The 13,326-nt window shown below is 74.4% G+C and carries 11 protein-coding genes; all 11 read left to right on the top strand.

Annotated elements, in window-relative coordinates; all coding sequences use genetic code 11:
* Window positions 1-110 precede the first annotated feature (110 nt).
* The 11 genes from hrcA (at window position 111) to leuA (ending at window position 13,315) form a co-directional block, all read left to right on the top strand.
* Window positions 111-1,202 (top strand): heat-inducible transcriptional repressor HrcA, encoded by a 1,092-nt coding sequence (hrcA, locus tag ACQFYA_RS13170; protein WP_499124859.1) that lies wholly within the window; start codon window positions 111-113, stop codon window positions 1,200-1,202.
* 75 nt (window positions 1,203-1,277) lie between these two features.
* Window positions 1,278-2,402 carry a molecular chaperone DnaJ gene (gene dnaJ, locus ACQFYA_RS13165; protein ID WP_499124857.1) on the top strand — a complete coding sequence of 375 codons (1,125 nt, stop codon included), beginning with the start codon at window positions 1,278-1,280 and terminating at the stop codon, window positions 2,400-2,402.
* A gap of 90 nt (window positions 2,403-2,492) precedes the next feature.
* Entirely contained in the window at window positions 2,493-3,284 is a 792-nt protein-coding gene (locus ACQFYA_RS13160; RefSeq protein ID WP_499124856.1) for a 16S rRNA (uracil(1498)-N(3))-methyltransferase, read from the top strand.
* Between the two features lie 70 nt (window positions 3,285-3,354).
* Entirely contained in the window at window positions 3,355-3,711 is a 357-nt protein-coding gene (locus ACQFYA_RS13155; RefSeq protein WP_499124854.1) for an HIT domain-containing protein, read from the top strand.
* A 102-nt stretch (window positions 3,712-3,813) separates the two neighbouring features.
* The gene (locus tag ACQFYA_RS13150) at window positions 3,814-4,902 is read left to right on the top strand and encodes a PhoH family protein (RefSeq protein WP_499124851.1); all 1,089 of its coding nucleotides are present in this window, start codon (window positions 3,814-3,816) and stop codon (window positions 4,900-4,902) included.
* Window positions 4,899-5,351: an rRNA maturation RNase YbeY gene (ybeY, locus tag ACQFYA_RS13145; protein ID WP_499124849.1), complete on the top strand. Its 453-nt coding sequence runs from the start codon at window positions 4,899-4,901 to the stop codon at window positions 5,349-5,351. The genes ACQFYA_RS13150 and ybeY overlap by 4 nt, the downstream gene beginning before the upstream one ends.
* 16 nt (window positions 5,352-5,367) lie before the next feature.
* Complete coding sequence (locus ACQFYA_RS13140) at window positions 5,368-6,735, top strand: hemolysin family protein (RefSeq protein WP_499124847.1); 1,368 nt, start codon at window positions 5,368-5,370, stop codon at window positions 6,733-6,735.
* Window positions 6,732-7,706 carry a GTPase Era gene (era, locus tag ACQFYA_RS13135; RefSeq protein ID WP_499124844.1) on the top strand — a complete coding sequence of 325 codons (975 nt, stop codon included), beginning with the start codon at window positions 6,732-6,734 and terminating at the stop codon, window positions 7,704-7,706. The genes ACQFYA_RS13140 and era overlap by 4 nt, the downstream gene beginning before the upstream one ends.
* Window positions 7,707-7,809: 103 nt before the next feature.
* The gene (locus tag ACQFYA_RS13130; RefSeq protein WP_499124841.1) at window positions 7,810-9,375 is read left to right on the top strand and encodes an alpha/beta hydrolase family protein; all 1,566 of its coding nucleotides are present in this window, start codon (window positions 7,810-7,812) and stop codon (window positions 9,373-9,375) included.
* A 164-nt stretch (window positions 9,376-9,539) separates the two neighbouring features.
* Window positions 9,540-11,315: a DUF7937 domain-containing protein gene (locus tag ACQFYA_RS13125; RefSeq protein WP_499124838.1), complete on the top strand. Its 1,776-nt coding sequence runs from the start codon at window positions 9,540-9,542 to the stop codon at window positions 11,313-11,315.
* A 227-nt stretch (window positions 11,316-11,542) separates the two neighbouring features.
* On the top strand, window positions 11,543-13,315 hold the full coding sequence (gene leuA / locus ACQFYA_RS13120) for a 2-isopropylmalate synthase (protein ID WP_499124835.1): 1,773 nt from the start codon (window positions 11,543-11,545) through the stop codon (window positions 13,313-13,315).
* Window positions 13,316-13,326: the final 11 nt, after the last annotated feature.

Genomic DNA, 13,326 nt, shown 5'->3' with positions numbered 1-13,326 from the left:
GGTCCGCGCGGGCCTCCGCCGGACCGTCCCCGGGGCCGCGTAGGATGGCACTCGGGACAGGAGAGTGCTAAGTGTGGGAGCGCCTACAGCGCCCGGCACGAGGGAGGACCGTGAGCGAGGAACGACGGCTGGCCGTGCTCCGCGCGATCGTGGAGGACTACGTCCACACGCGTGAGCCGGTGGGGTCGCGCATGCTCACCGAGCGGCACGGCCTGGGCGTCTCGCCCGCCACGATCCGCAACGACATGGCCGCGCTCGAGGAGGGCGGGTACATCGCCCAGCCGCACACCTCGGCCGGCCGCATCCCCACGGACAAGGGGTACCGCCTCTTCGTCGACCGGCTCGCCGAGGTGCGTCCGCTCACCAGCCCGCAGCGCCGGGCCATCGAGACGTTCCTCTCCGAGGCGATCGACCTGGACGACGTGCTCGGCCGGGCCGGCCGGCTCATCGCCCAGCTCACCGGCCAGGTGGCCGTGGTCCAGTACCCGTCCCTGCGGCTGTCGGGGCTGCGGCACGTGGAGCTCGTCCCCGTCGGCGGCGCGCGGCTGCTGGTCGTGGTGATCACCGACACGGGCCGGGTGGAGCAGCGGTTCCTCGACGTCGGCGCGGCCCCCGGGGCCGAGCCCGCCGTCGTCGCGGTGGACGCCCCCGCCGGCCCGGCGCCGGACCCGGACGCCGTCGACGAGGCCACGCTCGGCGAGCTGCGGGCGCGCCTCAACGCGGCCGCCGCGGGCAAGCGGCTCTCGGAGCTGCCGGACGCGTTCGCACGGGTCGCGGCCGGCGTGGACCCGAGCCTCGCGCCGCTGGTCCGGGGGATCGCCGACCTGGTCGTCGACACCCTCGGCGCGCAGCGCGAGGATCGCATCGTGCTGGCCGGTACCGCCAACCTCGCCCGCGCCGACATGCGGTTCGAGCAGGGGCTCAGCCCCGTGCTGGAGGCGCTCGAGGAGCAGGTCGTGCTGCTGGGGCTCCTCACGGAGCTGGCGACCGGACCCGCCGGCGGCGGGGTCGGCGTCCGCATCGGCCACGAGAACCGCCTCGACGGCCTCACCGAGACGTCCGTCGTCGCGTCCGGGTACGGCAGCGACGGCGACACGGTGTCCATCCTCGGCTCGATCGGGCCCACCCGGATGGACTACCCCGGCACGATCGCGTCCGTGCGCGCCGTCGCCCGCTACCTGTCCCGGGTGCTGCCCAACTGACCGCCGTCATCCCGACCACCGCGCACCAGCCGACCTGACCGTGCACCTCACCGACACGTCACCGAAGAGAGACCTGTGACCGACTACTACGAGATCCTGGGCGTCCCCCGCGACGCCTCGGCAGAGCAGATCAAGAAGGCGTACCGCAAGCTCGCGCGCGAGCTGCACCCGGACGTCGCCGGAGAGGCGGGCGAGGACCGCTTCAAGGACGTCGCCCGCGCCTACGAGGTGCTGTCCAACCCGGACAAGCGCCAGCAGTACGACATGGGGGTCGACCCCAGCTCGCCGTCCGGCGGCGCCGGGGCCGGCTTCGGCAACGGGTTCGGCTTCCAGGACATCTTCGAGACGTTCTTCGGCGGCGGCGGAGCCCCCGCCGGCCCGGTGCCGCGCGCCCGTCGGGGCCAGGACGCCCTCGTGCGCATGGACATCGACCTCGCCGAGGCGGCGTTCGGCGCCAAGCGCGAGCTGCAGGTGGACACCGCCGTGGTGTGCGGCACGTGCAGCGGCAACGGCTGCCGGCCGGGCACCGACCTCAAGACGTGCGACGTCTGCCAGGGCCGCGGCAACGTGCAGCGCGTGGCGCGCTCCTTCCTGGGGCAGGTCATGACGACCGCGCCGTGCGCCGCCTGCCAGGGCTTCGGCACCGTGATCCCCGAGCCGTGCGCCGACTGCTCCGGCGAGGGGCGTGTGCGCTCGCGCCGCACGCTGTCGGTCAACGTCCCGGCCGGCGTCGACACCGGCACGCGCATCAAGCTCACGGCGCAGGGCGAGGTCGGCCCCGGCGGCGGCCCCGCGGGCGACCTGTACGTCGAGATCCGCGAGAAGCCGCACGAGACCTTCGTGCGCCGCGGCGACGACCTGCACTGCACCCTCCAGGTCCCGATGACGGCGGCCGCGCTGGGCACCGTGCTCGACCTCGAGACCCTCGACGGCGAGCAGGAGATCGACCTGCGCCCGGGCACGCAGCCCGGCCAGGTCGTGACGCTCAAGGGCCTCGGCGTCGGACACCTGCACGCCGGTGGGCGCGGCGACCTCAACGTGCACGTGGACGTCCAGGTGCCCGCCGGCCTGGACGAGGAGCAGACGGAGCTGCTGCGCTCGCTGGCCACGCTGCGTGGCGAGGAGCGCCCCGAGCCGCGGCTGACCGCGGCGCACCCCGGCGTGTTCTCCCGGCTGCGCGACAAGCTGAGCGGCCGCTGACGTGAGCGCGAGGAGCCCCCGCGGAGGTACGCCGAGGTACGAGGTGTGCCGGAGCGAGGCCCCGCAGGGTTCGCGTGCGGGGAGCACGACGTGAGCGCGCCGGTGTTCCTCGCCGAGGGCGGCGCGCTCCGCGAGCTCGCCCCGGGGGACGTCTACGTGCTCGACGGCGCGGAGGGGCGGCACGCGGGCGTCGTGCAGCGCCGCGGTCCCGGCGAGCGCCTCGACGTCGTCGACGGCGCGGGGACCCGGCTGCGCTGCGTGGTCGACGCCGTCCAGGACGGCGAGGTGCGCCTGCGCGTGGACGAGGTGGTCGCCGAGCCCGCGCCCGGCGTCGTGCTGACGCTCGTGCAGGCGCTCGCGAAGGGTGACCGCGACGAGCTCGCCGTGGAGGCCGCCGTCGAGGTGGGCGTGGACGCCGTGGTGCCGTGGCAGGCCGACCGCTCCGTCGTCGTGTGGCGCGGGCAGCGGGCGGCGAAGTCCCGGGCGAAGTGGGTGGCCACGGTGCGCTCGGCGGTGAAGCAGGCGCGGCGCGCGTGCGTGCCCCCGGTCGCGGAGCCGGTCACCACCCGTCAGCTCGCGGGCCGCGTGCGGGACGTGGTCGCGGACGGCGGCGGAGTCGTCGTGCTGCACGAGGAGGCGCGCACCCCGCTGGCGCGGGTCCGGCTGCCCGAGGCCGCCGATCCCGCGGCGCCGGGCGCGGGGGGCGCCCCCGCGTTCCTGGTCGTCGTCGGGCCCGAGGGCGGCATCGCGGACGCCGAGCTCGAGGCGCTGGTGGAGGCGGGCGCGGAGGCCGCGCGGCTCGGGCCGCACGTGCTGCGCACGTCCACCGCCGGGCCCGTCGCCGTCGCGCTGCTCAGCGAGCGGCTCGGGCGCTGGGCCTGACCGCTCGCCCTGAACGCTCGTCCTGACCGCTCGCCCTGACCGCGGCGCTCCCGCGCGGTAGCGTCCGAGCATGACGAGCGCCGAGCCCACCACCGACTGCCTGTTCTGCAAGATCGTCGCCGGCGACGTGCCGGCGGACGTGGTCGCCACGTCGGACCGCGTCATCGCCTTCCGGGACATCGCCCCGCAGGCGCCCGTGCACGTGCTGGTGGTGCCCAAGGAGCACCACGGCGACGTGTCCGTGCTCGCCGCGGCGGACCCGGCCCTCCTCGCGGAGGTGGTCGAGATGGCGGACCGCGTCGCGCACGACCTCGCCGACGGCCAGTACCGCTTCATCTTCAACTCCGGCCCCCGCGCGGGGCAGAGCGTGTTCCACGTGCACGGCCACGTGATCGCCGGCACCACGCTGGGGTGGACGCCGGCCTGACGAGGCCGGCACGGAATCCGCGTGCCGGGGGAGGCGTCCGCTCGATAGACTCGTGACGCCACGATCTCGTCTCGCGAAGGAGGGCCCCGGCGCAGCCGGCCCATGACATCGACACCCAGCACCGCACACGGCACCGCCGCCGCGCACGCCGAACGGTCCACCGAGCACCGCATCGTGGTGCCGCCGCACGTGCCGATGGTCGCGCTGCTCGGCAGCAGGGACTCCGTGCTGCGGGCCGTCGAGGACGGCTTCCCCGGGGTCGACGTGCACGCGCGCGGCAACGAGATCGTCGTGAGCGGCCCCGCCGGCGACGTCGCCCTGGTCTCCCGCCTGCTCGACGAGCTGGTCGAGGTGGTCGAGTCCGGGACGCAGCTCACCCCCGAGGTGGTGGCCCGCTCGGTCCAGATGCTCACCGCGGCTTCGGCGCAGAGCCCGGCCGAGGTGCTCACGTTCAACATCCTGTCGAGCCGGGGGCGCACCATCCGGCCCAAGACGGTGGGGCAGAAGCACTACGTGGAGGCGATCGACGCCAACACGATCACCTTCGGGATCGGCCCCGCGGGCACCGGCAAGACGTACCTGGCGATGGCCAAGGCCGTGCAGGCGCTGCAGGCCAAGCGCGTGAACCGGATCGTGCTGACCCGCCCGGCGGTCGAGGCGGGGGAGAAGCTCGGCTTCCTGCCCGGGTCGCTGAGCGACAAGATCGACCCGTACCTGCGCCCGCTGTACGACGCGCTGCACGACATGATGGACCCCGACGCCATCCCGCGGCTCATCGACGCGGGGACGATCGAGGTCGCGCCCCTGGCCTACATGCGCGGCAGAAACCTCAACGATTCTTTTATCATTCTTGACGAGGCGCAGAACACCTCCGCCGAGCAGATGAAGATGTTCCTCACTCGCCTGGGCTTCGGCTCCACGATGGTCATCACGGGTGACGCCACGCAGGTGGACCTGCCCGGCGGCACGACGTCGGGCCTGCGGGTGGTCGAGGACATCCTCACGGGCGTGGACGACGTCGAGTTCTGCCGCCTGACCTCGGCGGACGTCGTCCGGCACAGGCTGGTGGGCGAGATCATCGACGCGTACGCCCGCTGGGACGTCGCGACGTCGCGGGGCGAGGGCGGCACGCAGCGCCGGACCGGCCGGGGCGGGCGAGAGCCCGGCCACGACAGAGGAGCACGCAGGTGAGCATCGAGGTGGCCAACGAGTCCGGCGTCGAGGTGGACGAGGCCGAGTTCGCGGCGCTGGGACGGTTCGTGCTGGACACCCTGCACGTGCACCCGCGCAGCGAGCTGTCGATCATGTTCGTCGACACCACCGTGATGACCGAGCTGCACGTGCAGTGGATGGACGAGCCCGGCCCCACGGACGTGCTCTCCTTCCCGATGGACGAGCTGCGGCCCGGCCGGGAGGGGGAGGAGACGCCGCCCGGCACGCTCGGCGACGTCGTGCTGTGCCCCGAGGTGGCCGCCCAGCAGGCGACGGTCGCGGGGCACTCCACCGCCGAGGAGCTGCTGCTCCTCACGACGCACGGCATCCTGCACCTGCTCGGCTACGACCACGCCGAGCCGGACGAGGAGAAGGAGATGTTCGCGCTGCAGCGCCGCCTCCTGCTCACGTTCCTCGCCGGCCGGTGAGGCGACGGTGATCTGAGTGGACGGACCCGAGCTGCTGCTCGCCCTGGTGGCGGTGGTCGCGCTCGCCCTGGCGGGGATGCTCTCCGCCGGCGAGGCGGCGGTGCTGCGCATCACCCGGACGGCGGTCTCCGACGCCGTGATCGAGGCCGAGACGGCCGAGGACCTCACGTCGACGGCGCGCCGCACGCGCCTCGCCCGGCTGCGCGCCGTGCAGGGCCTGGTCGTCGACCCGACCGCCGCGGTCGCGGCGTTCGCCCTCGTGCGGGTCTTCGCCGAGACCGTGGCGCTCGCGGCGGCGACGCTGATGATCGCCGACTGGTTCGACGCGTGGTGGCAGGTGCTGCTCGCCGCCGCGGTCGTGGGCCTGGTCGCGGGCGTCGTCTTCGTGCGCCTCAGCCCCCGCGCGCTGGGCCTGCGCCGGCCGCTGCCGGTGCTCGTCGCGCTGGTCGGGCCGCTGTCGGCGGTGCACCGGGGCGCGGCCTGGCTCACCGACCGCACGACGGACCGCGGCGCGCCGCGGGGCACGGAGCGCGACGGCGAGCACGACCCCGGCGAGGACGCGCTGCGCGAGGTCGCCGAGCGGGTGCGCGACAACGAGGCGATCGAGGACGCCGAGCGGGAGCTGATCCGCTCGGTCGTCGAGCTGGGCGGCACGCTCACGCGCGAGGTCATGGTGCCGCGCACGGACATGGTGACCGTCGCCGCGACGACGCCCCTGCGCAAGGCGATGCGGCTCTTCCTGCGCTCCGGCTACTCCCGCGTGCCCGTCGTCGGGGAGGAGGTGGACGACCTCGTGGGCGTGGCCTACCTCAAGGACGTCGCCCGCGTGCTCGAGAACGAGCCCGGTGCCGCGGACCGCACCGTGGTCGACGTCGCGCGCGACGCCGTGTTCGTGCCGGAGTCCAAGCCTGCGGACGAGCTGCTGCGCGAGATGCAGGCCTCCCGGTCCCACATCGCCGTCGTCGTCGACGAGTACGGCGGCATCGCCGGTCTCGTGACCGTCGAGGACGTCATCGAGGAGCTCGTCGGCGAGCTGACCGACGAGCACGACACCGCCCCCGCAGTCGAGCCGGAGGACCTGGGGGGCGGCACGTTCCTCGTCTCCGCGCGGATGCCGGTCGACGAGCTCGGCGAGCTCTTCGACCTGCGGCTCGACGACGACGACGTGGACACGGCCGGCGGCCTCCTCGCCAAGGCGCTCGGCAAGGTGCCGCTCACGGGCGCCACCGCCGACGTCGGCGGCCTGCACCTCGTGGCCGACCGCGTGGAGGGTCGCCGCAAGCAGCTCGCGACGCTGCGCGTGCAGCGCGCGGCACCGACGGACGACGACACAGCAGCGGGCGACCGGGTCGCACCGCCAGACCAGAAGGAAGCGCACGCATGACCACCGACCTCTCCCGCCCCGCCGACGCGGGCGCCCCGCACCGTTCCGGCTTCGCCTGCCTCGTGGGCCGCCCGAACGTCGGCAAGTCGACCCTCACCAACGCGCTCGTGGGGGAGAAGGTCGCGATCATGTCCGCGCGGCCGCAGACCACGCGCCACACCATCCGTGGCATCGTGCACCGGGAGGACGCCCAGCTCGTGCTGGTCGACACCCCGGGCCTGCACCGGCCCCGCACGCTGCTGGGGGAGCGCCTCAACGCGCTGGTGCAGGACACGCTCGGCGAGGTGGACGTCATCGCGTTCTGCCTGCCCGCCGACCAGAAGATCGGACCGGGCGACAAGTACATCGCCGGCAAGCTCGCCCCGCTGATGGAGGGCCGGCGCGCGGTGCCGGTGGTCGCGGTGGTGACCAAGTCGGACCTGGTGGACCGCGGACGGCTCGCCGAGCACCTGCTCGCCGTCGACGAGCTCGCCCGGTCGCTCGACCGCGACTGGTCGGCCATCGTGCCCGTCTCGGCGCGCGACGGCTACCAGGTCGACGAGCTGACCGACGTGCTGGCCGCGCACCTGCCCGAGGGGCCCGACCTCTACCCGGGCGGCGAGCTGACGGACGAGCCCGAGCAGGTCATGGTCGCCGAGCTGGTGCGCGAGGCAGCGCTGGAGGGCGTGCGCGACGAGCTGCCGCACTCCCTGGCCGTGGTGGTCGAGGAGATCCTCGAGCGCGAGGGCAGCGGCGACCCCGCGACGGGGAAGCCCCCGCTGCTCGACGTGCGCGTCAACCTGTTCGTGGAGCGCGAGAGCCAGAAGGCCATCGTCATCGGCAAGGGCGGGTCCCGGCTGCGCGAGGTCGGCACCAACGCCCGGCAGGGGATCGAGAAGCTGCTCGGCACCCGCGTGTACCTCGACCTGCACGTCAAGGTGGCGAAGGACTGGCAGCGCGACCCCAAGCAGCTCCAGCGGCTCGGGTTCTGACGGCCGCCCGCGGCGGGCACCCTGCCCGCCGCGGGGGACGTCCTCCGAGGCCGCGGGGGATTTCCGGGCCGTTCGCGATGCCGCCGCCGAGTAGCATCGCTGCGTGGTGTTCCGGACTATTGCGACGACGGCGGCGATCCTGGTGGGGCTGGCACTGACGGGTGCGGTGGCCGGCCCCCAGTGGGACCCGGTGCCCGTGACCGACCACCTCGTCCCGGCGACCGCGGACACCGCGATCGGCGGCGTCGCCCCGGACGCCGAGATCGGCGAGGTGGGCGAGTTCGAGGTCCGGGAGACCGCGGTGACGATCCCGCTCGACGGCGCGGTCGTGGGCGGCCTCCTGCGCCAGCCGTTGGGTGCCGACGGCGGCGTGCTGCCCGACCGGCCCGGCGTCGTGTACGTGCACGGCGCCGGCACGGGCAAGGCCAGCGAGGCCTTCACCGAGTCGGCCACCGCGCTGGCCAGCGCGGGGATCGTCACGCTGGTGCCCGACAAGCGGCTGGACACCTACACCACCCGGGACCGGGACTACGTCGCGATGGCCGCGGACTACCAGCGGTCGGTGGACCTGCTGCGCACGGTCGACGGCGTGGACGCCGCGCAGGTGGGCGTCTACGGCGAGTCCGAGGGCACGTGGATCGTGCCGGTGATGCAGGCCCAGGACCCGTCGATCGCGTTCACGGTCCTGGTGTCGGCCCCGGTGGTCGCGCCGCGCCAGCAGGCCGCCTTCGCCGTCGACAGCTACCTGCGCAACACGGGCGTGCCGGAGCAGGTGTTCCGCGCCATCCCGCGGGCCGTCGGCATGCAGCTGCCGGGCGGCGGGTTCGAGTACGCCGACTTCGACGTGCGGCCGTGGCTCGAGCAGCAGACGGCGCCGGTGCTGGTGGTGTACGGCACCGCGGACCCCTCCATGCCCATCGAGCAGGGCGCCCGCCAGATCATCGCGGACACCGCGGTGAGCGGCGACGACGCCCCGGTCACCGTGCGCTACTACGCCGGGGCGAACCACGGCATCCACGTGCCCGTGGACGGCGGGATGCACCTGCACCCCGACTTCGGGCGCGACGTCGCCACGTGGATCCAGGGCATGCCGGGCACCGCGGACGCCGCGCCGCGGATCGCCGGCGACACCCCGAACCAGCTCTACGTCGCGTCTGCCGTGCCGCAGCCGCGCTGGTGGGGCAACGGGGACATCGTCGTGGGTGCGGTGATCGCGGGCGCGGGGCTGCTCGTCCTCGGCCCGCTGGTCTGGGGCGTGCACGCCCTGGTCCGCCGCGTCCTGCTCCGGCGGCACTCCGGGGACGCCCCCCGCCTCGCGCGCGGCCTGCGCTCGTCCCTGCTGGGCCTCGCTCTCGGTTCCGTCGCGACGATGGTCGCGCTCGTGGTGTACCTCCTCGCGGTCGCGCGCCTCGCGCTCGACTACATGCGTGACGACCTCGTCGTGCAGGGCGGCTGGATCGGCGTGCGCCTGCTCGGCGTCGCCACGGCGGTCGCGGCGGCGCTCGTGATCCGGCGGGTGGCCGACGCCCGGACGGAGCGCCGGGCGGGCGCGGACGTCGCTGTGGCGCGCGGCTGGCCCGCCGTGCTGACGTTCTGGTGCACGCTCGCCGGGTCGGTCGCGCTGCTGTGCACGCTGGCGTACTGGGGCGTGTACCAGCTCGGGATCTGACCGGCCCGCCGGGCCCGCCGCGGCGGGCCGCGGGGGTGGTGTGACCAACCCGCCCGCGCGGGACACGACGCCAGGGCCCCGCGTCAGGTACAAACGAGTCGGAGGAGATGGCGCGGGCACGTCCGCCCCGCCGCACCCGGAGCACCAGCCATGGAGACGTACGCATGACCGATCCCGACACCCTCGACGCCCCCCAGCAGGAGCGCTCGCCGTTCGGCGGGGTGACGGTCCGTGAGCTCGTGCGCGACGTCGTGGCGTCGTTCGCGCTCCTCGTCGCGCTCCCGCTGCCGTGGGACCACGCGCACCGTGGCAGCGACCGGCTCGAGGTCGTGCTCGTGACGGTCCTCGCGCTCCTCGCCGTCGCCGCGCCGTACCTGCGCCGCGGCGGTGTTGGCCCGTCGTCCTGGGACCTCCTGACGTCCCGCCGCACCGTGGCGCTCGCCTGTCTCCCGTACGCGATCGTCGCCCTGGTGTACCTGGCGCTCGACGCGACGGCGCCCGCCGACGCCTCGGGCGGGGTGGGCGCGGGCCTTGCGGTCGGCCTCGCCGGGGCGGCCCTCGCCGCGGCGCCGCGCTGGGCGCACACGCCCGCCGTGGTCGCCGGCGTGGTGGCGCTCGGGACGCTCGCCACCCCGGTCGCCGCGCTCGTGCAGGGCGCCCCGTGGCCCACGACCGTCACCGCGGCGATCAACGCGCTCGTGGTGCTCGGGGTCCTGTGGTTCACGGTGGGCACCTACCTGCGCTCCGGCGACCTGTCCGCCGGGTACGTGCTGATCGCGCTCGGCGGCGCCGTGGCCCTCGAGCTCGTGCTGTTCGCCGGCGGCTCGGAGCGGCCCTGGTTCGAGAGCGTGCACGGCCAGCGCCTGGGGCTGCTCCTGCTTCCGGTGGTCGCCGCCGTCACCGCGCGTCGCATCGTCGACGACGCCGCCGCCACCGCCGCGGACCCCGACGACGTGCGGGCCGAGCGCTGGGTCGCCGTCGCCGTGCGGTCGCTGGGCCTGGTGGCGCTGGTCGCGGGGTTCATCGCGCTCGTGGCCCTGGTGCGGATCATCAGCGACGGCGTCGCGGTGCCCCTGGTGCTGCGCCTGATCGTCGGCGTGCTCATGGTCGCGGTCGCGTTCGCCGCGCGCCGCGCCCTGGCCAGCGACCCCCGGACGGGGCACGTCACCGCCGTCGGCGCCTCGTGCGTGCTCGTGGTCCTCGGCCTGGTCATCGTCGTCGCCCGCGCGGGGCTGGGCACCCAGTCCAACGTCGAGGAGCTGCTGGTGGCCTTCGGGCTGCCGGCGATCGTCCTGGCCGTCCTGCTGGTCCCGTCGTCGGTCCGCGAGCTCGTCGCCTCGGCGCCGCCCGAGACGCCGGAGCCGGAGCCCGCCATGGACGACGACGCCACGACCGACGCTGCGCCGACCAACGGCATTCCGACCCACGGCACTCCGACCCACGGGACGCCGACCCACGGGACGCCGACCCACGGGACGCCGGCCCACGGGACGCCGACCGGCGAGACCGCCTCGGTCGCGTCGCGCGAGCCGGCGGAGGCGTGGACGGTCGCCGCCCCCGCGTCCTCGAGCCGCACGTCGTCGGTCCCCGCGTCGTCGGTCCCCCCCAGGTCCGCCCCGACGGTCGCCGTCTCCGGGGCGGCCGGCCGACCGATGGACGCCACGCAGCAGATGGAGCCCGTGCGCGGGTACGGGTCGCCCGACTCCACGCAGGTGCTGCCGCCGGTGCAGGCCGCGCCTCCCGCCCAGGCGCCGGGGTGGGGCGCCGCGCAGGCGATGGACCCGTCGACGCCGCTCGCCGACCTGGCGCGCATCGCCGCGGAGGCGCCGCACCTGCGCTCGTACGTCGCCGCCAACCCGTCGACGTACCCGGCCCTCCTCGACTGGCTGGGGGCCCTCGGGGACCCCGCCGTCGACGCCGCGCTGCGGTCCCGGCGGTGACCCGACGGGTGCCCGGGCCGGATACCGGACGGTCCTCGACCCGTCCGGGCGAAGGTGTACGGTGACAGCGTGCATCGCACGGTGAGCCTCCTCCTTCGGTGCCGCGGCGGGGCCCTCTAGGCCGGACCCCCCGTCGCGGAGGCTTTGGCGCGCCGGCCGACTGGTCACGATCGTCCGACCCACCCGGGACGACGGTCACCGAGCCCCCACCGAAGGACGCGACACCAATGCAGAACTCCCACCCCCAGGGCATCGCCGGCGCCAACCCGCAGCGCCCCTCCGGGATGCCGTACACCCGCTACGTCCCCTTCCACGAGCAGATCCGCGTGGAGCTGCCGGACCGCACGTGGCCCGACCAGCGGATCACGAAGGCGCCGCGCTGGTGCGCCGTCGACCTGCGGGACGGCAACCAGGCCCTCATCGAGCCGATGGACGCGGAGCGCAAGCTGCGCATGTTCGACCTGCTCGTGCAGATGGGCTACAAGGAGATCGAGGTCGGCTTCCCGTCGGCGTCGCAGACGGACTTCGACTTCGTCCGGCAGCTCATCGACACCGGCCGCATCCCGGACGACGTCGTCATCCAGGTGCTCACCCAGTGCCGCGACCACCTGATCGAGCGGACCTACGACGCGATCCGCGGCGCCAAGCAGGCGATCGTGCACATCTACAACTCGACGTCGATCCTGCAGCGCGAGGTCGTGTTCCGCAGCGACATGGACGGCATCGTCGACATCGCCCTGCAGGGCGCGCGGCTGTGCCGCAAGCTCGAGGAGACGGTCCCCGAGACGACGGTCTACTACGAGTACTCCCCGGAGTCGTACACGGGCACGGAGCTCGAGTTCGCCGCCCGCATCTGCAACGAGGTGCTGGCGGTGCTGGAGCCCACCGCCGAGCGTCCGGTGATCGTCAACCTGCCGGCGACGGTCGAGATGGCCACGCCGAACGTCTACGCCGACTCCATCGAGTGGATGAACCGGAACCTGGCGTTCCGCGAGCACGTCGTCCTGTCGCTGCACCCGCACAACGACCGCGGCACCGCCGTGGCGGCCGCGGAGCTGGGCTACCAGGCCGGCGCGGACCGCATCGAGGGCTGCCTGTTCGGCAACGGCGAGCGCACCGGCAACGTCGACCTGGTGACGCTGGGCATGAACCTGTTCGGCCAGGGCATCGACCCGCAGATCGACTTCTCCGACATCGACGGCATCCGCCGCACCGTGGAGCACTGCAACCAGATCCCGGTGCACGAGCGGCACCCGTACGTCGGCGACCTGGTCTTCACGGCGTTCTCCGGCTCGCACCAGGACGCCATCAAGAAGGGCTTCGACCACATGGCGGCCCGCGCCGAGGACGAGGGCCGGGCCGTGGACACGCTCACCTGGGGCGTGCCGTACCTGCCGATCGACCCGAAGGACGTGGGCCGGTCGTACGAGGCCGTGATCCGGGTCAACTCGCAGTCGGGCAAGGGCGGCATCGCGTACCTGCTGTCCACCGAGCACTCGCTGGACCTGCCCCGTCGCCTGCAGATCGAGTTCTCGGGCGTCGTGCAGCACTACACCGACACCGAGGGCAGCGAGGTCACGGGCGCGGACATCTGGCGGATGTTCAGCGACGAGTACCTGCCGGTCGAGGAGCACGACACGCGCGGCCTCGAGCCCTGGGGCCGCCTGCGGCTGCGCGAGACGCGGACCACCGCGTCCGAGGGCGGCGCGACCACCCTGTCCGTCGACGTCGTGGACCACGGCGAGGCCGTGACGCTCGAGGGCACCGGGAACGGCCCGCTCGCGGCGTTCGTCGACGCGATCTCGAAGGTGGGCGTCGACGTGCGCGTGCTGGACTACGCGGAGCACGCGCTGTCGGAGGGCGGCGACGCCACCGCGGCCGCCTACGTGGAGTGCCAGGTCGGCGACGACGTGCTGTGGGGCGTCGGGATCGACCCGTCCATCACCACGTCGTCCCTCAAGGCGATCGTCTCGGCCGTGAACCGGGCCGCCCGCGGCTGACCCGCCCCCAG

Source organism: Promicromonospora sp. Marseille-Q5078 (assembly GCF_050315395.1).
In the GTDB taxonomy this organism is placed as follows: domain Bacteria; phylum Actinomycetota; class Actinomycetes; order Actinomycetales; family Cellulomonadaceae; genus Isoptericola.
This window is presented reverse-complemented; position numbering and strand designations above follow the sequence as displayed.